Source organism: Acinetobacter sp. AB03 (assembly GCF_058107045.1).
The window spans coordinates 651,267-671,333 of the sequence record NZ_JBUEBA010000002.1 but is presented as its reverse complement, the minus strand read 5'-3'; the positions used below and the strand labels follow the sequence as shown (position 1 = coordinate 671,333).

16 protein-coding genes and 1 pseudogene are annotated in these 20,067 nt (G+C 41.9%); 1 reads left to right on the top strand and 16 read right to left on the bottom strand.

Going from position 1 to position 20,067, the window contains the following annotated elements; translation table 11 throughout:
- Position 1: 1 nt before the first annotated feature.
- From ACY3FQ_RS03600 to ACY3FQ_RS03550, 11 genes and pseudogenes are all read right to left on the bottom strand, one after another.
- On the bottom strand, positions 2-1,147 hold the full coding sequence (locus ACY3FQ_RS03600) for an ABC transporter permease (RefSeq protein ID WP_005400313.1): 1,146 nt from the start codon (positions 1,145-1,147) through the stop codon (positions 2-4).
- 7 nt (positions 1,148-1,154) lie between these two features.
- Complete coding sequence (locus ACY3FQ_RS03595) at positions 1,155-2,093, bottom strand: ABC transporter permease (RefSeq protein WP_005400312.1); 939 nt, start codon at positions 2,091-2,093, stop codon at positions 1,155-1,157.
- Between the two features lie 11 nt (positions 2,094-2,104).
- On the bottom strand, positions 2,105-4,120 hold the full coding sequence (locus ACY3FQ_RS03590) for a M3 family metallopeptidase (protein ID WP_039889987.1): 2,016 nt from the start codon (positions 4,118-4,120) through the stop codon (positions 2,105-2,107).
- A 24-nt stretch (positions 4,121-4,144) separates the two neighbouring features.
- Positions 4,145-5,953, bottom strand: coding sequence for an ABC transporter substrate-binding protein (locus tag ACY3FQ_RS03585; protein WP_005400310.1), 1,809 nt, complete (start codon positions 5,951-5,953; stop codon positions 4,145-4,147).
- A gap of 17 nt (positions 5,954-5,970) precedes the next feature.
- The gene (locus ACY3FQ_RS03580; RefSeq protein ID WP_171054228.1) at positions 5,971-7,761 is read right to left on the bottom strand and encodes an ABC transporter substrate-binding protein; all 1,791 of its coding nucleotides are present in this window, start codon (positions 7,759-7,761) and stop codon (positions 5,971-5,973) included.
- A 619-nt stretch (positions 7,762-8,380) separates the two neighbouring features.
- On the bottom strand, positions 8,381-9,025 hold the full coding sequence (gene bioD / locus ACY3FQ_RS03575) for a dethiobiotin synthase (RefSeq protein WP_005400308.1): 645 nt from the start codon (positions 9,023-9,025) through the stop codon (positions 8,381-8,383).
- The gene (gene bioC / locus ACY3FQ_RS03570; protein WP_005400307.1) at positions 9,022-9,801 is read right to left on the bottom strand and encodes a malonyl-ACP O-methyltransferase BioC; all 780 of its coding nucleotides are present in this window, start codon (positions 9,799-9,801) and stop codon (positions 9,022-9,024) included. The genes bioD and bioC overlap by 4 nt, the downstream gene beginning before the upstream one ends.
- A 7-nt stretch (positions 9,802-9,808) precedes the next feature.
- Positions 9,809-10,966 carry an 8-amino-7-oxononanoate synthase gene (locus ACY3FQ_RS03565; RefSeq protein ID WP_005400306.1) on the bottom strand — a complete coding sequence of 386 codons (1,158 nt, stop codon included), beginning with the start codon at positions 10,964-10,966 and terminating at the stop codon, positions 9,809-9,811.
- The gene (gene bioA, locus ACY3FQ_RS03560) at positions 10,963-12,282 is read right to left on the bottom strand and encodes an adenosylmethionine--8-amino-7-oxononanoate transaminase (protein WP_039889985.1); all 1,320 of its coding nucleotides are present in this window, start codon (positions 12,280-12,282) and stop codon (positions 10,963-10,965) included. Before bioA ends, ACY3FQ_RS03565 begins: the two co-directional genes overlap by 4 nt.
- A gap of 105 nt (positions 12,283-12,387) precedes the next feature.
- Complete coding sequence (locus ACY3FQ_RS03555) at positions 12,388-13,134, bottom strand: YqiA/YcfP family alpha/beta fold hydrolase (protein WP_005400304.1); 747 nt, start codon at positions 13,132-13,134, stop codon at positions 12,388-12,390.
- Positions 13,135-13,232: 98 nt separating this feature from the next.
- A pseudogene (locus ACY3FQ_RS03550) lies at positions 13,233-13,882 on the bottom strand (IS1595 family transposase).
- A gap of 132 nt (positions 13,883-14,014) precedes the next feature.
- On the opposite strand from ACY3FQ_RS03550, the gene ACY3FQ_RS03545 reads away from it, so the two are divergent.
- On the top strand, positions 14,015-14,584 hold the full coding sequence (locus ACY3FQ_RS03545) for a peroxiredoxin (protein WP_039889984.1): 570 nt from the start codon (positions 14,015-14,017) through the stop codon (positions 14,582-14,584).
- Between the two features lie 101 nt (positions 14,585-14,685).
- Here ACY3FQ_RS03545 and ftn read toward each other — a convergent pair whose 3' ends face one another.
- The 5 genes from ftn to ACY3FQ_RS03520 form a co-directional block, all read right to left on the bottom strand.
- A complete protein-coding gene (gene ftn / locus ACY3FQ_RS03540) occupies positions 14,686-15,150 on the bottom strand; it encodes a heteropolymeric bacterioferritin subunit Ftn (RefSeq protein WP_004695301.1) in 465 nt (154 codons plus the stop codon).
- Positions 15,151-15,419: 269 nt separating this feature from the next.
- Positions 15,420-17,051, bottom strand: coding sequence for a PepSY-associated TM helix domain-containing protein (locus ACY3FQ_RS03535; protein WP_005400301.1), 1,632 nt, complete (start codon positions 17,049-17,051; stop codon positions 15,420-15,422).
- Between the two features lie 6 nt (positions 17,052-17,057).
- Positions 17,058-17,348 carry a hypothetical protein gene (locus ACY3FQ_RS03530; RefSeq protein WP_005400300.1) on the bottom strand — a complete coding sequence of 97 codons (291 nt, stop codon included), beginning with the start codon at positions 17,346-17,348 and terminating at the stop codon, positions 17,058-17,060.
- Positions 17,314-17,604, bottom strand: a complete 291-nt coding sequence (locus ACY3FQ_RS03525) for a hypothetical protein (RefSeq protein WP_155115824.1) — start codon at positions 17,602-17,604, stop codon at positions 17,314-17,316. Before ACY3FQ_RS03525 ends, ACY3FQ_RS03530 begins: the two co-directional genes overlap by 35 nt.
- Positions 17,605-17,677: 73 nt before the next feature.
- Entirely contained in the window at positions 17,678-19,819 is a 2,142-nt protein-coding gene (locus ACY3FQ_RS03520) for a TonB-dependent receptor (RefSeq protein ID WP_039889983.1), read from the bottom strand.
- Positions 19,820-20,067 lie beyond the last annotated feature (248 nt).

Sequence of the window (20,067 nt, the reverse complement as noted above, 5' to 3'; positions counted from 1 at the left end):
CCTATTTCAGTTTCGGGTCTAATGCATCTCGCAATGCATCGGTAAACATTGAAAATGCAGTGACCAGAACCGCCATTGCCACAGAAGCAGCCGCTAACTGCCACCACTTACCTAAAATCAGTTCACTTTGCGCTTCATTCAACATGCTGCCCCATGACACCACACCAACAGGGACACCAAAACCTAGGAAGCTCAAAATCACTTCTGACTTAATAAAGGCCACCACTAAAATTGACATTTGAACCAGTGCAATATGACTGACATTGGGAAATATATGCACAAAAATACGTCGGCTATGACTCACCCCAATTGCTTTTGCCGCCAACACATATTCCCGCGAAGTATGCTTCATATATTCGGCACGAATTAAACGATATACCCCCGTCCACCCCGTTAAACCCAAAATCAAAACAATGGATAAAACACCTTTTTGTTGCAGTACTGCGGCAATCGCTAGCACCAAAAGCAAATAAGGAATCGAGGTAAAAATGTTATAAAACCAGTTCAAGACATCATCGACCCAGCCACCAAAGTAGCCCGAAATGGCACCTAAAACCGTGCCAATCACCACAGCAAGAAAAGCTGCGACTAAGCCAACAATAATTGATGTTTCTGCACCTTTAATGGTTTTCAGTAAAACACTTTGTCCCCATTTGTCGGCACCTAAAATCAGGCTTTGCTTAAGTTCCGCTTGCTGATCTAGTAAATGACCATCTAGCGCTTGATCAATCGCTCTCATATCTTCGGCTAAAGGATCAACAACCCCATAGTAATCAATTGCCCCCCCCACACCCTGTTCAGCAGCAATTTCTGTGTTGAGCTCACGAATCACATCTTTTAAAGGATCAACAGGGTTCTCAGGCACAGCCGCTTCGACTTTTCGTGTTTCACTTTGCGTAGCAGGTATCGCTGCTGCACCGATAAACGTAGGCGGTGCATAACTCACAGCGACTTCTTTATTCCAGTTTTTTGCAATCAATCCTGTAGATGACAAAATTAACAGCACCAAATAAAACAGTACGATTAGGAGAGAAAACATGGCGATTCGATCGCGTTTTAAGCGGCGCATGGCGAGTTGCCATAGTCCTGTAGACGCTGTTGTAGGTTCAGCAGTATCTGGTTTTCTTTTAGTAAGAACACTGAGCATAATTCACCTACTTCAACTGTACACGTGGATCGACCCATTTATAAATCAAATCGGCAATCAAGTTGAAAAACATCGTTGCGAGGGCAACGTACACGGTAATGGCTTTAATTACGGGAAAATCACTACGCTCTACCGCAATAATTACTTCACGACCAATGCCCGGGATACCAAAGAAACGCTCAATCAAAAATGCACCAATCAACAAAGCAGGTAAACTTGCCATCACGTCTGTAATAATCGGGATTGAGGCATTACGTAGCACATGCACGCCTAAAATGCGCCGTTCACCAATCCCTTTGGCACGTGCAGTACGAACATAGTCTTGATTGACTTCATCCAAAACAAAACTACGATACAACCGTAAAGTCGGGGCAATACTGACCACTAACATGATCAGAATGGGCAATAAAGCATATTTAAACAGGTTCACACTAAAGCTATCGCTCCAGCCTTGTACTGGAAACCAGCTCAGCTGATAGGCAAAGACATACTGAAAAACAATGATATACACCAAGATACTGATCGACATGCCAATCGTACACAGCATCATCACCATACGATCCGTTAAACTGCCACGCACCGCTGCCACCGCCAAAGCCAACACAATAGAAATGATGGTTTGTAAGATCGTCAGCGGAATGAGCAAAGTCAGCGAGGGTCCGAGTCGTGTCGTGATGATTTGCGATACTGACTCCCCTGTACTCCAACTCAGCCCATAATCAAAAGTCAGAATCTGCTTAATGAAAATCCACAGTTGCACATAATAGGGCTGATCGACCCCAAGCTGCTGTCGGATATTTTCAATCTGTTCAGGGTTCGACATTTTCCCTGCCAAAATATAAGCAGGATCACCACCAACCCAGTTAAACAAGAAGAAAATCAGCAACACCACTCCAAGCATGGTCGGGATCATTTGCCAAATTCGACGAATAATATATGCCAGCATAAAAATGCCCCTTATTTCACCCGTTGACCGGTAATTTCATCGAAAAAGGCTTTGTTATCAGGTTCACGACCCAAAAAGTCTTTGACCAATGCTTTGGCAGGTTTTTGACCACCTTGGGACAAAATCGTTTGACGATAGTGTTGTCCCACTTCAGGATTATTTAAGTTATCACCAAAGGCTGAGAGCATGTCCAACGCCATCACTTCTGACCACATATAACCGTAATACCCGACTTGATAACCACCCATGATGTGACCAAACTGCCCCGGAAACTCGGTGGTTGGAACATAGCCCAAAGCCGTTGCCCCTTCCATTTTTTCCCAAACCTTTAAGGGCTGAACCTCTCGTGCATCACTGCCATGTAGCGCCATGTCATACTGCGCATACAACGTCTGACGAGCATAATGTAAACCACGCCCATAGCTATGCACGGCATTGAGTTTGGCAATCAGCGCATCATCCACGCGTGGGCAGTCAGGTTTACAGTAATCAGCCACCTTTGACAAAGTCTCTTTGCGTCGTGCCCATTCCTCATACATTTGTGACGGCGCTTCGACAAAGTCCCGCTCAACTGAAGTTCCTGACTGAGACGAAAAGCGTGTGTTGGATAAAATGCCATGCAACGCATGACCAAACTCATGTACAAAAGTTTCTAACTCATCACTATTTAAACCATTGCGGTTAAAGTTAGTGACCAGTGCTGAAATCGGTTTGCGTCCAGTTAAGCTACTACCGCCATAAACACCCCACACAGCAGCATGTCCATATTTACCTTTACGTGGAAATTTATCCATATATAAACCGCCGAGCAGTTGCCCTGTTTTGGCATCGGTCACATCGTAATATTCCACTTCGTCTTGCCAAACCTCGACTTTGGCAGGCTTAAACTTGATGCCATATAGGTTTTCAGAAATGGCAAATAGCCAGTCTTGAGAGGCTTGTGTTGGAAAATACTGACGTAGCTGTTCTTGGTCAACCTGATACTTGGCTTTGCGTAATTTTTCACTCCAATATGCTTCGCTCCAACGCTCAATACTGGCTTGCTCAACAGGGATATTTAAACTTTGCGCTTTAAACTCACGTAGAGTTTGGACTTCCTTTTTCTCTAGGGGCGCCACGGTAGCATGTACATCCGCCAAGAATTTATTCACGGTTTCAGGGGTTTTCGCCATCCGACTTTGCAGTACCCATTCGGCATAACTAGACTTACCAAATAGTTGTGCTAACTCATAACGTAGGTCCATGGCTTGCTTCAGCAGCGCCAGATTTTTCTCGCCACCACGTCGGGTAAATGCAATTTGATAACGCTTACGTGCTTCATCGTTATCTGCCAACTCCATAAACGGACGATAATCGGGATACTCAAAGCCGAGTAAATAATTGCCTTTGTCATTTTTCTTTAAGCCGTCGATATAACTTTGTGGCAGGCCTTTTAGCTCATCAGGGCTAAATTCGATTTTTTCAGGATTATCACGTACATTACGCGCATACTCTTGTTCAACTTTTGCCAATTCATCAAAAATCGCTTTTAAACGTACTTGTTTATCTGCTGAAAGCTGTATCCCTGTTTTTTCAAAACCTTCCAAAATATCTTCACGGAACTTGGCTTCAATCGGATCAGCAATTTTAATTTTCTTAATTTGTAGATATAGCTTTGGATTCTGATACACATCGGTTTGGAATTGGCTAATTTTAATTTCACAGTCTTCAGCCGCTTTACGCAGTGCTTCATCAGGGTCAACATTGCTATACAGACCAATCGGGCCGTAAAAATCTTCAAATGATGCAAAAATACGATCCCATTCAGTCAATACAGGCGCTGCAGCGGTTTCATTTTTAAGGGGCTTATTTTCAAACGTTTTAAGTTGCTTTTTCACATCCGCAATTTTGGCATTACACATTGCAGGGATGTCTTTGGCTTGAAAGCTGGGTAATGTTTGGCGCGGTGCTGTTTCCGCCAAAGCCATCTGACTCATCCCTAGGCCCAACATGCACAATGCAGTGAATTTAAAATGTTGCTTTTTCATCATGACTCCAGTTTTGTTTAATTTCTATTTCTTCAAATCAATATCGATATACATCCACTCTGCGGGCAGTATGGGATGCTTTTTAAAACCAATCACCCGCGGTTGTGCCAAGATATTGCGGTAACGCGCGCCAATCACCTGTACAGGCATATACACCTCCAACAGGCGTGACATTTTGGCGTAGATTGCATCGCGCTCTGGGCTTGGTGTCATCTTTTGGGCTTGTTCATATAGGCGGTCATATTCAGGAATTTTGACGCAGCCATTGTTGGTGATCTTGATGTTCTTGCCATAAAACAGCTGCATAAAGTTATCTGCATCTGGGTAGTCTGCAATCCATGCTGATGCTTTAAACATGGTTTTACATTGTTTTTCTAATTTCAAAGCTTCAGCAAAAGGCATCGACTTGGTGGTCATTTTGATTTTGATGCTGTCTAAGGTTTTCTTCCAAAACTCGGCTTGTTGTTGACTGCGTAAATTATTGCCCGAAAGCGTCATCTCAATCACCAAAGGTTTGCCATTCGGCTGAGCACGCCAACCATCCGCAGCTACTTTATAGTGATAACGATCTAACAATAAATTTGCCGCTTTGACTGAATAAGGAATACTGCTTCGATAATTGGGATCGTAGCCCACCACACCACTTGGAATCGGTGCTTGCAGTTTTTGCGCATCACCTTTTTGTAAAATATTGATGTAATTATCGGCTGAAAAAGCCATTGCCATAGCGCGGCGCAGGGAAATTTTATCTTTACTTAAGCCGCCGACCACTGGGTTTTGCATATTCCAATAATGATAGTCAATCGAAGGATCGGTGATCCGTGACAGCTGTACGCCTTTTTTAACCAATTCCGGTTTTAACTTTCCATTTTGCAAGGCTTGAACCGTCAGCTCACCATCTAAGGCAAACAAATCCACTTCATCTTTAATAAAGGACAACCAGCGTGATTGTCCTTCTTCCATCACCTGAATATCAATCTCGCCAATTTGCGGCATCTTTTTGCCTTGCATGGCTTTGACGATCTTTTGGTCCTTAGGCGTACTGGCTTTAAAGTTCCAAACAAAACTTCGGAAATCAGGATTGGCCTTTAAAATAATCCGCGAACCCGGCGTCCAACGACTGAGCATATATGGCCCCGTTCCTATTGGATGCCCCATGACAAAACCCGCTTTGTCACGATATTTTTCGATGACTTCCCGTGCAACCGCGCCTGCAGGCTGATGCGCAAGCAACATTGGAAAGTTCTGATCTGGGCTGGTCAGGCGAATAACCAAGGTATAACGGTCTGGTGTTTGCAAGCCCGCGACAGATTGGTCGTAATTGAATTTTCCCGTTTTCTGCGCCTGTTTCAGCAAAGCCTCCATCCCTAAGATTCGCCCATCAAATAACCAACTGTTGGGTGAATGCAAACTCGGATCCAGTAAACGCTTAAAGGTATACACATAATCAGCCGAAGTCAGCTCACGCTTTTTACCTTTAAACACTGGGTCTGCAGCAAAATAAATCCCCTTTTGCAAACGAATGGTATAGGTCAATCCATCCGGGCTCACCTCGGGTAAAGCCTCAGCTGTTCGTGGCACCAATTTCGCAGGTGAGGCCAAATAATCGTAGGTAAACAACGTTTCAAAAATCGAACCATTGACATGGGCCGAGTACAAGTCATGCACGCCCGCAGGGTCAAAGCCTGTTTCAGCCACAGGAAAAACATAACGTAAAACTTTTTTCGGGTCGGCAGGGCTTTGCGCAAAACTGGAAACTGAACTACTCAGCAGAATGCTGCCTGCCAAAATTCCCAAACCCCATCGTTTCAATTTCTGATTTAGATCTCTCATTATGTTCTACATCTCAATTATTTTTTTATGGGCTGAATATCCAAATACTGCCAATTGGTATTCATCATCGGATGTGCTTTAAAACCCTGAACTTGTGGATGTAACAACCAATTTCGAACACGACTGTTATGAATAATCCATGGGTTATCGGCCTCAATTTGACGACTGAGTTTTTCATAAAATGGCAAACGCTGAGGCGGTGGGAGTGCCATTGCTTGTGTATAAAGTGCATCATAGGCTTTGGACTGATAGCAACTGAGATTGCCCTGCGCCGAATTGGGCCCATACAGCAGCTGAGCAAAGTTTTCCCCTTCAGGATAGTCTGCAATCCAAGCCCCGCCCCAAATCATATATTTACATTGCATCGCTGCTTTTAAATTGTCAGCAAAGTTACTCACCACAAAGTCGGCACGCAGACCAATAGCATCTAAATTTTTCTTCCACAGTTCAGACTGAATCACGGAACTGGAACTGTTTTCAGTCATAAACTTGAGCGTTAAAGGCTGACCATTCGGTAGCCGACGATAACCATCTACACCTTTTTTATAACCGAAACGATCCAGTAATTTATTCGCCAAGAGCGGGTTATAGGCCACGCTACTCCGATAATTCGGATTAAAGCCTTGTACCCCCTCAGGCACCAACATCTCCGACTTCACCGCCTGCCCTTTATACAGTTGTTTAATGGCTTCTGCTTGGTTATAAGCCAGACTAATCGCACGTCTTAATGCAACTTTTTCAAGCCCAAAACCACCCACTGTAGGGTCTTGCATATTAAACATGGTATAGGTGATTTCAGCGTCTTTATTGGGGAAATGTTGAATACCCTGCTTGACCAGTTCAGGTTTGAGTTGTTTGCCATTTAAAGCCTGTGGTACCGCATTCGAAGTCAGTTTGTCAAAGTCGAGTTGCCCTGATTTGAACGCGAGCCAGCGAGACTGTTCCTCTTCAATAATACTGACGCTGACTTTGCCGATTTGCGGCATTTTTTTGCCTTGCATCTCCTTGACCAGACGGTTGTCCCAACTCGAACCTGTAGATTTAAAGTTCCATGTAAAACCACGATATTTCGGGTTGGCCACCAGTTCAATACGACTCCGCGGTACATATTTGCTCAGTTGATAAGGTCCTGTCCCCACTGGATGCTGCGCAATTCGATCCCCATAAAACTCCACCACTTCCCGCGCTGTTCCGCTAAATGTGGCGTAAGCTAAGATATAGGGAAAATTATAGTCAGGACGAGTTAATGTGATTTGTAGTGTGTATTTATCGAGGGCTTTTAAACCCAGAATCGCGGCATCGTAATTAAACTGGCCTGTTTTCTTGGCCTGAGCAACAGCAGCATCGCCACCGACAATTTTGCCCTCAATAAATGAATAGGTCGGTGAGCGATTTTTCGGATCCATAATCCGCATCATGGAATAAATATAATCCTGCGCCACCAACTCTCGCGGCTTGCCTTTGAAGGCGGCATCATCGCTAAAATAAATATTGGGCTGAATTTTAAAGATATAGACTTTGCCCTCTTGTTCTATTTTTGGCATCGACACTGCTGTGTTTGGAACCAATTGAGCGGGGCGTGCCAAATAATCGTATTTTAAAAGCGGTTCAAAAATGGCTTGGGCAATACTACCACTATAAAAATTATAGGTTTTAACCGTATCAAAACCATCATCAGGCGCTTCATAAGCGATATTTAATACTTTGTTTGGATCTGCAGGCGACTTTGCATAGGCAGAAAAGCCAAAACCCATCGCAAGGGATAAAGCAGCAAGCTTCAGTTTTTTTGAATTCAAGTTCATACCTATACACATCTTTTTTTTAAGCAAGGTGATCTCATGCCATCCATGTTCAAGGTCTGTGTTTTATTTTTAAGACAACACTGACAAAGACTTAAAACATAAACCCATGTTTTATAAATTAAATTTTAATTATCAAAATTTAAAAAACGGTCATGGGCAAATATTCACCTCAGCAACAAAGCGAATATCATGCCACGCCTATTTTTTCTAATTCCTTAGAATGTTGTACCATAAGTCGAAAAATGTTCCATCCCATTTATACGGCTAAGCTTCAGATATAACTTAGGTAAAACATCAATTTCTTCTTGAATAGTGCCCGTAGACAGCAATTTACACCTGCTCTTTATTCGCGTCAGATGATAAAAGTGAGGTCATACAGTTATCCCTCTGTCATTGCGCACACTATCTTTTTACTTCTTTGATGTCATTTAAATTATTTTTCTAGTCGATATTCATGAAAACATTTTCGTCACTGCAAATCTTCATTTTTAGTTTGAGCGAAGTTCGGCTTGAAGCGTTCCAAAATTTAGCAACAACTCATCTTCCAAATCCAGCGTGATCATGCACGCTTTGGAAGAGGATAAGTTTCACTCTTTTTCACATGTAAGTAATAAAAGTAAAAAGATTACTTCAACACGGGAATGTCGATCCACAAGGCTTGCGGAAAATGTGTCGCCAAATAAGCTTTTAAATAGTTCGCAGTATCTTTAGAAATGAGTTCATCTTGTGACTCATCATTTAAGTTATAGGCTAAAGCATAGAGCTCCAAACCACGACTTTTCAGTGCTTCTAAACTTAAAATGGTATGGTTAATACTGCCCAAACGCCCCGAACTCACCAAAATTACAGGCAGTTGCTTGGCTGCAATATAGTCAATGCTGAGCAGATCTGTGGTTAAAGGCACCATCAAACCACCCGCACCTTCTAACAACACCACCTCATATTTTTCAGCCAGCTGCTGAGTAGCACGCTCGATTTTTGCAAAATCAATCTCACGACCATCAATTTTAGTCGCTAAATGTGGCGATGCAGGATAACTAAAAATTTCAGGCATGGTCAGCTTACTGTCATCTTCAGGAAACCAGCCCATACCCATAATTTTACGGTGCTGTTCAATGTCTTCAGAAACATCCACATTACCCGTTTGCACTAACTTTTGGGTAATGGTTTTTTGGCCTTGTTCATTCCAAAGCTTGGCTAAGTAGCCCGTGGTATAGGTTTTCCCAATGCCTGTATCGATTCCACTGATAAAGTAAACTGATCCAGTCATGGCATTCTCCGTGCAATACAATAAATAGGGTGATAACTCAGGCGATAATGAATCTGTCCTGATGTATCGAGTTGTGAAAATTGTTGATAATCTTGATAAAAGCGTTCAAGCGAGTGCTTGGTCCAACGAAAGCTCGATGCAGTTGCCGTGACACCTGTGGCTTTTAAATGTTGCAGTATCTGTTTCGGTGTCGCAAAGTCTAAGCACTCAATTTGTTCAGACAAATGCAGAACTTCAAAACCTTGATTTTGCAATTTTTCCCGTAGTTGATCGAGGTTGACATAATCTAAGCCTTGCCCCGTTAAGGTCTTAATCTCTTGTAAATTCCGCTCGCCAAAGGTGGAAAAACAAAACAGCCCTTGTGGGAGCAGACTGTCATTCGCTTTCTGAAAAACAGCAGCAAGATCTGTCATCCACTGCAACGCAGAGGTCGATACAATCAGTTCTAAATGAGTTGGAAAAAAAAGCTGTTCAATATCACCTAATAACCAGTCTATATTTGAATAGCCATGAAAGTGCTGCTGCACCTCGGCATATAAGTCATTCAGTAAATAGTGCTGAATTTGGAAATCTTTCAGCAATAAATGGCTTAAATTTCCTGAACCACAACCAATTTCAAACACCCGCTCAAATTGCGTTTTAGCAGCATGACGTTGGATTAAATTAAAAAGCTGGCGTGCAATTTGCTTTTGCACAACCGCATGCTCACTATAGCTTTGCCCTGCCTGAGCAAAGCGCAATGCGACTTGTGCTTTATCAATCTCTAAATTCTTCACGACTCACTCACAACAACTGAATCAACTGATCTAAATCAGTATGGCGAACTTGAGCGGTCAAGGAAATACGTAGTCTAGAACTGTGCTGCGGCACAGTCGGTGGTCGTACAGGCATAATATAAAAACCTGCTTGTTGCAAAGCTTTCGCCTTCTCTACCGTTTTGCTCGAATCACCGATGATCACAGGGACAATTTGAGACGTTGATGGACAATCAAAACCTTTGGCCTGAACCGCTTGCTGCAAGGTCTGACTGATACTGTGTAAATGCTGTCTTGAGGTCTTTAACTGCAAGACTTGTTGCAAGATAAAGTTGCTCCACGCCATGCAGATCGGCGGTTGTGCCGTACTAAAAATCAATGGGCGCATCGTATTGATCAGATAGTCTCGAATCACAGGGTGACAAATCAGATAGCCGCCGATTGAAGCCATCGCCTTACCCAAAGTGCCAACCAAAAAGTCGATCTCATCAATCACTTTGTATTGCTCAGCACTGCCCAAGCCTTGCTCACCACGCACACCGATACCATGTGCTTCGTCTACATAGAGCATGACTTTTTCAAACTGTTTTTTGATGCGAACCAATTCAGCCAAATCGGTTTCATCACCATCCATACTAAAAATGGACTCGGTCACCACAATGATTCGATCAAAAGTATCATCGGTATGATACTTTTGCAAAAGTTGGGTTAAATGTGCCAAGTCATTATGGCGATAACGTACCAACTTCGCTGTCGATAAACGAATACCATCAATCATGCTGGCATGGATTAATTTATCAGCCAGAATTAGGGTTTTACTGTCCGCTAGCGCAGGTAAAATACCAATATTCATGTGATAGCCGCTGTTGAATACCAAAGCCGCTCGACCATGAAAAGCTTGACTTAGGCTGGCCTCAAACTGTTCATATTCAGGAAAATTACCCGTCAATAAACGTGAAGAAGCTGAACTCATCCAGCGCTGCGCATTTGGTGTTTCATCGAAAAACTGTTCTCGTAATTCGATATTTGCAGCCAATCCTAGATAGTCATTCGATGCCAAATTCAACATCTCATGATCATGGATTCGAATCATCCGCCCTTGCTGCACATTGGACGTGAACTGGCGCAAATTGCCTTGCTGTTTAAGCACATCCAGTTGTGCTGCAAAATGCTCTACATGCTTCATACAACAGGCTCCTGCATCTGCACCACCACTTCAACCAATTGCTCAAGCAAGGTCTTGAGTTCCTGTGTACTAATCACATAAGGGGGCATCACATAGACCAGTTTTCCAAAAGGTCGCACCCAAATACCACGGCGGACAAACTCCTGTTGTAAGGTCTTCATATCCACATTAAACGTCAGCTCAACCACACCGATGGCACCCAATACACGAACCTCGTGTACATATTCAAGTGACTGCAACGGTGTCAAGGTGGTACGAAGTTGTGTTTCGATGCGTTGAATATTGCTTTGCCAATCTTGTGAGATGAGGAGTTCTGTACTTTTCGCCGCTACTGCACACGCCAAGGGATTGGCCATAAACGTTGGGCCGTGCATAAACACACCCGCTTCGCCTCGACTGATAGTTTCAGCAATATGCTTTGTGGTTAAGGTTGCAGACAAGGTCATATAGCCGCCTGTCAAACCTTTACCAATACACATAATGTCAGGTTCGACCTGTGCATGCTCCCAAGCAAAGAGCTTCCCCGTACGCCCAAAACCCGTCGCAATTTCATCAAAAATCAGTAAAACACCGTATTTTTCGCAGAGCAATTTGGCCTGTCGTAAGTACTCAGGATGATAAAAACGCATCCCACCTGCACCCTGAACAATCGGCTCAATAATCAGCGCGGCGATAATTTCATGCTGTGTAGCTAAGGTGTTTTCAAGCTCATGGACGTCATCCTCATTCCATGCTGCATCAAAGGCAACTTGCGGTGCAGGAACAAAAATACGATTGGGTAAACTTGAGCCAAAAATTTGATGCATCCCTGTGACAGGGTCACAGACCGACATCGCATTCCATGTATCACCATGGTAGCCCGAACGCGGAGTGACAAAATTGGTTTTGTCTTGTTTCCCAAGCGAAGTCCAATATTGAACTGCCATCTTTAACGCCACTTCAACCGCAACAGAACCCGAGTCTGCATAGAAAATTTTATCTAAACTTGGCGGGGTGATTTGCAACAGTAATTTGCCCAGTTGAATGGCGGGATCATGGCTAAAACCACCAAACATAATATGCGACATGTTTTGCAGTTGATCCGTCACAGCCTGATTCAGTTCAGGATGATTATAGCCATGTATGGTGCACCACCACGAAGACATTCCATCAATCAACTGACTACCATCTTCTAATTCAATGGTTGAACCAAAGGCTTTTTTAACTTTAAAGGTGGGGAGCGGATTGGTCATCGAGGTATAAGGATGCCAAATATGTTCCCGATCAAATGCTAAGTCATCCAACTCAGCATCAAATTTGGCATTGATCTCAGTCATCCTTAACTCCATATCTACGACAGTTACAGCAAAATTTCAATTTGACTGATCTTAAACCTGCGCGCATCAAAAAGAAATTGCGATATTCACCACTCAGTGAATTGTTTAATCCATTTTTTGTAAATATTGGCAGATTTTGTCAGTTACTTCATAGACATGAAAAACTGGAAGTCCATGTGAACCAGTTAAAAGCATCGCATCTAAAAAAATTGCACCTAAAGTTTTTAAATTATCCAAGACTTTGTAGCTAACTAAAAAATCTTGTTTAGCCAGCAGATGGAGTTGATGCCCCGTATAATTTTGTAAGATCTCAACCGTATTTAAATACTCTAAACAATTGAGTCCCTGTTTTAACAGATCTAAAGACTGAGGCTGAAGCAAACTTTGCAACTGCAAAAAATCTTGCTTGGTGGTTGCCGTCCCTTGGCACACCATAAATCCAAATTTCTTTAATGTTGCAATCGCGTCTGCTTCGAAGGATTGTTTAAAACTTTGAAATGTCGCTGGACTCATCGCGGTTGCCCAGTTTTCATGCGCCACAAAGCACGGATTTGAAGCCAGAGTAATTAATACTTTTTGCTGTTGATACTGCTGTTCAACGGCCTCGACCAATAAAGTCGCCAGTTGTCCCCCCAAAGACCAGCCGATAATGACATCAAAATCTTTGGCTTGTTCAGTATATTGCTGCAACGCCTGTGTATCCAATCCATTAAAAATATTGATCAGCTCAACCGAATGACCTTTATGCTGCAAAGCATGAGCCAAAGGTTGCAGTAACTTGGTCCCACCACCCCAGCCCGTGATGAGTAAAATACGTTGATTCAATGCAGACTCTAAAACTGTAAATTTCAAACAGTATAAAACCTCAGACTCCGTTGCAAAGCAAGCCCTTTGAATGAACAGCAAATTTAAATAAATAAGGCTCTAGACTAGCAGATTTACACTTAATTTTACCTAATGAGGTTCCACAGCTCAGTTGCTAACTCATTAGGTTCCCTCATCCAACGCCATTCAGTTTCTTTAAGATGATAATCAAAGTACTCTTTTGATATGCCGTTAAACTTTGCTAGCCTTCTTTTACAAAAGCTCCAAAATGATTCTATTCCATTTATATGGCATTGTCCTCTAGCAAACTCATTTGCTCCGTGATTTACCCTAAAATGCTTTGAATAACCCACATCAACAAGACCATTAATCACTATAAATCACACTCTCAAGTGAAACTTTACCAATGATAACCTCTTGTAAAGTCTTCATTTTACAGTCAGGTACGATTTCAGTATAGACGCGCCCATTACGTTCGAATATTCCAAATACTGGCTGTTTTAGAGTCCCACGACCACGCTTTAACTTTCCATGAAACCCACGTTGCCTTCTCGCTCCAAAATAGCTTTCATCTACTTCTATTGAACCAACAAACTTAGCTCTTAAATCTGTTTGATGATCATAGATAGTTTCTCTAAAAAGCATGTACCAATAATTAATCGTATTACGATTTAAATTGAGTAATAAGGCTGTTTTGGAAGCAGGAAATATCAACACAAAAGCATTGAATAATTTTTTTAATCTTGTAGTGACTTAATTTACTGTTTTCTATCATTATTCTAGACTAACATAATTATTCTGCTAGTCTAGAGCCTTAATAATTCAAATTTGGACATGAGAATCTCAGCACTTTAGTGCCTTAAAATTTGCTAAGATCGATGGAATACATTTCTGGACAGCCTACACAATGAAAATAATGCAAATGGCAATGATTAGCTTAATTTCGCTAGGTAGTTTCTGTGCCATCAGTAGCGCCACTTATGCAGCACCGGCTTTTTCAAGCGCTTCATCAGACCAAAAACAATGGGTAGGCAAGCCCGCACCGAGTTTTAAGTTACAAGATCAAAATGCCAAATGGCATGAGCTCAAACAATATCAAGGCAAATGGATCGTTCTGTATTTTTATCCGAAGGATGACTCGCCGGGCTGCACCCAAGAAGCCAATCAGTTCAAAGCACTCTACCCACAATTTAGCAAAAATAATGCGGTGGTCTTAGGCGTGAGTTTGGACGATGTACAGTCACATCAAAAATTTTCTAAAAAATTGGGGCTGAATTTCCCTATTTTGGCTGATAACAATCATCAACTGGCAAATCAACTCGGCATCGTACGAAACTTAGGCATCGCAAAAATTGCGAAACGTGAAACCTTTCTGATTGACCCACAAGGTACAGTGATCTATCACTACAGCAGTGTAAATACCCAAACCCATGCGGGACAAGTATTGGCAGATATTCAAAAATTCTCTAAAAAATAACCCATACAAAAAAGCCTTCGGACATTGATTCGAAGGCTTTTTGATTACTCAGTATGTAAATACACATGCCACCTTTACATAAAACTGGTAGCTGGCATCTCTTACATTTGAGACTGAATGTAGTTTTGCAGACCAATCAACTCAATTAAACGTAATTGTTTTTCTAACCAATAAGTATGGTCTTCTTCGGTATCTGACATTTGCTGACGTAACATGTCACGGGTAATGTAATCACCCTTTTCTTCACACAATTTTACGCCTTGCGCTAATTTTTCACGTACATGATATTCAAGCTTTAAATCGGCTTTTAAGCATGAAACGACATCTTCACCAATTTCAACGTCATCACGTTGCATATTCGGTGTGCCTTCCAAAAACAAAACACGGCGAATAATTGCATCCGCATGTTGTGCTTCTTCTTGCATTTCATGATCGATACGTTCAAAGATTTTGCTCAAACCCCAATCTTCATACATACGTGAATGAATGAGATATTGATCGCGTGCAGCCAATTCTCCACCGATCAACATATTTAAGTAGTCTACGACTTCAGGATTGCCACGCATTTCAAAATCTCCATTCTCTAATGCAACTATTATGGACATATTTAATTCACTTTGCAAAAGATAAATTATGTAAGTTTATGATTTTTATAAAATTAAAATGAGAAACATACGCATTTGCAGTATGAATCATCAAAATAATAGTTATAAAAGAAGCCTTTGCAAAACTTCATCCCTTTTGCAAAGGCTTTTTAGGCTTGAACCGCCCTGTGCTTCATTTTGTAACCATTAAAAATGCTTCTTATTTCAACCTTGGAACGGTGCACAATCTTTCATTTTTTCTGAGCAACGGACCAAAGAGAACCCACTTCTGCGGACTGGACTCGGGCCTGAGCTTGGCGATAAAAACGGAAAAATAACCCAGCAAAAATAATAGCAAAGACGTCAACCCACCATAAAGAGGAAGAAGATGACCATAATCCAATCTCAGGTAAGAGCAATGCGATAGCAGAAGTCAAAGGCATGAGCAGTAAAACAATCACAATCGACAGCAATAACGTTGGTAATGCCCGTGCTCCGCCCAGTACGAAGCTCAGCATTAAGCTGAAAATAAAAATCGCATAATAGATATACATAAACCATGCGTTGATGCTGTGTAGTTCAGGACTGAGTACATAGGCCCAGCGCCCGATCAACATACTCATAACAATGCCAAAGACCGCTCCCAAACATGCGCCTATGGTTAAGTTTGCGATGAATTGCACATCCTTACGCTGTGCAGGTGGTGCTAAATTTGGATTTTTTTGTCGCTTTACACGCGATTCAATCCATAGAATATTGCCTGAGTAAAATAAAAATGCTCCGCCCAGACCCAAGGCCAAATACAACCAACGGGTAAAATCTCCACCATAGTTACCAAAGTGCAAACTGAACATCGATCGAATCAGTTGATCTAGACCAGAACTTTGGGTATTTAAATTGGCTGTACTATAAGGTGCAGGCTGATAAGGATTGAAAAACATCACGTCGAAGTTGTCACCGCGTAACATCTGATCTGGACTATATAAACTGACGCGTGCCGATGCCTTGGCAGGTTGGTCTAGATTGTTAAAGCTTACAGACGAGACCTCATAGCCTAGTGCTTGTTGCTGTACCTGTAAGAGTATTTTTTCAACATCCAGTTGAGGAACTGGATCTGCAATTTGCACCGCAGCAGGACGTTCAAACAATGGTTTGCCTTTGGACACCAACTGCCCCAAGCCATCATAAAAGAGATCATGAAATGCAAAAACAATTACCGTCACACTAATCAAAATATGAAACGGTAAACTGGTAATGCCAATCACATTATGCGCATCGAGCCAAAAACGTTTTTTGTTCTTACCTTGCCGTATCGCAAAATAGTCTTTGACCAACGTCGGCAAGAGGATGATTAAACCTGTCATTAGCGCCAAAAAATATAAGACAGATACCACACCCATCACATAAACACCGAGTGTATGATGCCCAAGCATCCCTGGAATACCTGCCGTTTCGTGCAGTTGTTCAATCAACCAACCCAGTTTAGATAAGTTTTCCTGTTCAACCTGTAAAGTCCCATCTGGTTTCAGTGTTGCTAACATCGCGCTTTGATCGGTATCAAAGGCATGATCATCATGTACTTGACTTTGCGCAGGTTGCCACTGAATCGGGGCATAATGAAACTCTTTGGAGTTTAAATTGATCTGAAAGCTTTTTTGAGCTTCAGGATAATGCTGCTGTACCTGTAACACCAAATCGTTGTACTGATGGAGTTCAACCGTATTTAAACTTTGTTGCGGTGGCGTTGCCCACTTACTCAAATCATGCTGAAACATACTCAGCCCACCTGCAAAAAAGCAGATGAACAAGAGAATGCCTGCGCAAATTCCTACCCATGTATGCAGCTCTTTAGCCAGTCGGAGAATATCTGTACGTATCTTCATGCCCTATTACCCTCTGAACCAAAACACAAGTGTGTAAGCCACGAAATTGAAAAACAGATAAATCACAATGGACTGCCAACCGCGTGGAATAAAATAGGCCACGAAAAAGAGCGGTAGCCAAATCCACGGAATCGACCACATACCTAATTGTGGTGCAAGGCTATGATACTCAGATTGCAGTCCCCACATCGTGATTAACGCAGCTAAAGCGAAAGCTAGGCTGAGTCCAAGAACTGCGCCCGCAAAGCTTTTCGTCCACCAGTCAGGTTGTATCTTTTGATCGCGTAGCAACGTCATGCGTCAAAGCCCCATGTAATAAAGGAATAAATGGCAGTACTGACCACAACACCAATGGCATCAGCAACCACATCAACACGGCCACCAGTTTTGGTAATACCGCCAGTAAAAGAACCAATGCCAAAATAAAAGCAAACCACCCGACCCAACGATACTTTTTCGCCACAGCCTGTTTAAGAACCGTTTGATTAGGATGGGTCAAATACAGCAGTACACAACCACCGCAGCACAGGAATAAACCGAGAAATTTCATCATTGCGTTCAACTTAAATGAGACAGCATTCAGACATAAAAAAGCCCACTGCATCGCAATGGGCTGATCATAAAAATTAGAAATCGAAAGTGACGCCAAGTTTATAGGTACGTGCACCACCAACCGTTGCATAGTAAGAGTTGAACACACCTTCCCAATATTTTTTATTAGTCACGTTATCGACATTGGCTAGGAAAGTCGTGTTTACACCACCCAGTTTTGTTTTATAGCGCGCACCAACATCAAGAATAGTATAGTCAGGAAGTTTATAGGTATTCAAACTATCTAAATATTGTTCACTAACATAGTTAGCCCGAGCATTAACATTTAAACCATCTACCACAGGTACGGCATAATCCAAGCCTAATGAGGCAGTAAAGTCTGGCACACCATAAATCGTATTGCCTGAAATATCAGTGGTGCTTGTAGAACCTTTTGTATATTCAGCATCAATATAAGCCATGCTTCCCAGTAGACTTAAGTCCTCGGTCAAATTCCCTGAGAAGGACCATTCAATACCACGTGATCGACTTTCTCCACCATCTTCAGTAATCTGTGTATTACCATTAACCGCTGTCGCCAAAGCTGTTGTGATCAGAGTCGGTTTTTCAATTTGATAAAGCGCCAAGCTATTTAACCAAGAACCGGCTTGATACTTCGTCCCCACTTCATATTGCTTCGTTTCGTAAGGCTTAAACAGTTTTCCTTCATTCACATCCGCGGTAGAAGTTACTGAGTCTGCTTTTGATAAACCTTCAACATAACTTGCATAGAAAGATAAATTTTCTCCAAATGGTTTGATTACGATGCCTAAACTTGGTGAAAACTTATTTTCATCGTATTTCACATCTGTAGTGAGACTTTCTAACTGCATATCTTGATAACGAGCACCCAAAATCAACTGCAATTTGTCATCCAACATTGAAATTTGATCCGTCAAGGTATAACTCATGAATTTATCATCCTCATAAGGTACAATTGTTGGATAGGTCGTTGGCATTGTCCCATTCGAGTTCGGATTATAAAGATTCGTTGTAAATGATGAACTGGTCGCACGAGAGTGTTGATCGTATTCGCGATGTACATAATCTGCACGTAACCCAAGGGTATGTTTAATGGCGCCTGTATTGAACTTAGTTTCAATACCCGTATTACCACTTAGGTTATTTTCTTTAGATGTGACTCGATAGTACTGCGAAGTTGCATCACCTGCACTGTTCTGCAAGATCATACGCGTACCAAAAATATGGCCCGAATAACCTTTTTCAACATAACCCACACCTGCAAAAACTTTGGTATCAGGGGTGAATTTATATTCACCATTTAAGCCCGCATAACGGCTATAGGTTTCCCCATGAATTTGATCAAAGTAATTATTATCACCCTTTGGTGCAGCAACTACGCCTGTTTTTTGCATAGAGATCATTGCAGGTGAACCATTATCACGGTTTTCACGAATGGCATAAGCATCAAAGTTTAGTTTTAATTTATCGGTCGTATAATCTGCTGCAATCGAACCCAGTGCTAAACGGTCATCCATACCTTCAATAAGATGCTCACCGTCTCCATATGTGCCGTTTACACGAACTCCAAATTGTTTTTGGTCACCAAAACGACGAGAAACATCTACATTGGTTTTATAATAACTCTCATCTTCTAATGACGTCGAAATACGTGTTAGATCTTGGTCGGCACGTTTAGAATTAGCAATCACGACTCCGCCAACGCTTCCCGCTGGTGCCATACCTGCAACCAAAGCATTCGGTCCTTTCAATACTGTCACCGATTCTAGTAAATCTGTTGGTATACGTCCCATAGGAGCTACAGCGTATAACCCGTTATAAGCCATATCATCATAGCCGACACTAAAACCACGAATTTGGAAGTTTTCGTTTAAATGACCTTGATTGGTCGTCGCACGAATACTGGCATCATTTTCTAAAACTTCCCCCACTGTAGATGCTTGTTGATCACGAATCAGTTGCTCTGTATAAGTAGAAACCGTAAATGGCGTATCAATCGTTGACTTATTCCCTAAAGCACCCAAGTCAGCTGCCTTCGCCAATTTACCATCGGCATAGCCTTGTTGTGATTGCGCTTCTGATTTTAAGGCAGGTAAAACTGAAACCTCCTCTGCAAATGCAAGCTGTAAACAGCCGCCACCCATCATTAAAAGCCCAACAGAGCTTGCAAGAATTTTCTTAGAGAAGGATTTCATTTTAAACAACACTTATTTTTAATGAGAATCATTATTATATGTAAAATAATTATCATTATTTATTGTATTTTATCATTTGACTTATCTATCTGATCTAAAATACAAATTTAAGCTTACTGCTAAAAAATACGTTTTACTCGCTCATTTTCAATACAGTGTGGTGCAATATTATAAAATGACGCATAAGTCAGACACCTGTTCACCCCAGAGAGACAAAGACTTTCAAGGCATTCACGTTTACACTAAGC

Bases quoted from the DNA above. Each gene is read 5' to 3' on its own strand.
- ACY3FQ_RS03600 (WP_005400313.1), bottom strand. From the start codon at position 1,147: ATGCTCAGTGTTCTTACTAAAAGAAAACCAGATACTGCTGAACCTACA.
- ACY3FQ_RS03595 (WP_005400312.1), bottom strand. From the start codon at position 2,093: ATGCTGGCATATATTATTCGTCGAATTTGGCAAATGATCCCGACCATG.
- ACY3FQ_RS03590 (WP_039889987.1), bottom strand. From the start codon at position 4,120: ATGAAAAAGCAACATTTTAAATTCACTGCATTGTGCATGTTGGGCCTA.
- ACY3FQ_RS03585 (WP_005400310.1), bottom strand. From the start codon at position 5,953: ATGAGAGATCTAAATCAGAAATTGAAACGATGGGGTTTGGGAATTTTG.
- bioD (WP_005400308.1), bottom strand. From the start codon at position 9,025: ATGACTGGATCAGTTTACTTTATCAGTGGAATCGATACAGGCATTGGG.
- ACY3FQ_RS03565 (WP_005400306.1), bottom strand. From the start codon at position 10,966: ATGAAGCATGTAGAGCATTTTGCAGCACAACTGGATGTGCTTAAACAG.
- bioA (WP_039889985.1), bottom strand. From the start codon at position 12,282: ATGACTGAGATCAATGCCAAATTTGATGCTGAGTTGGATGACTTAGCA.
- ACY3FQ_RS03545 (WP_039889984.1), top strand. From the start codon at position 14,015: ATGAAAATAATGCAAATGGCAATGATTAGCTTAATTTCGCTAGGTAGT.
- ftn (WP_004695301.1), bottom strand. From the start codon at position 15,150: ATGCGTGGCAATCCTGAAGTCGTAGACTACTTAAATATGTTGATCGGT.
- ACY3FQ_RS03535 (WP_005400301.1), bottom strand. From the start codon at position 17,051: ATGAAGATACGTACAGATATTCTCCGACTGGCTAAAGAGCTGCATACA.
- ACY3FQ_RS03530 (WP_005400300.1), bottom strand. From the start codon at position 17,348: ATGACGTTGCTACGCGATCAAAAGATACAACCTGACTGGTGGACGAAA.
- ACY3FQ_RS03525 (WP_155115824.1), bottom strand. From the start codon at position 17,604: ATGATGAAATTTCTCGGTTTATTCCTGTGCTGCGGTGGTTGTGTACTG.
- ACY3FQ_RS03520 (WP_039889983.1), bottom strand. From the start codon at position 19,819: ATGAAATCCTTCTCTAAGAAAATTCTTGCAAGCTCTGTTGGGCTTTTA.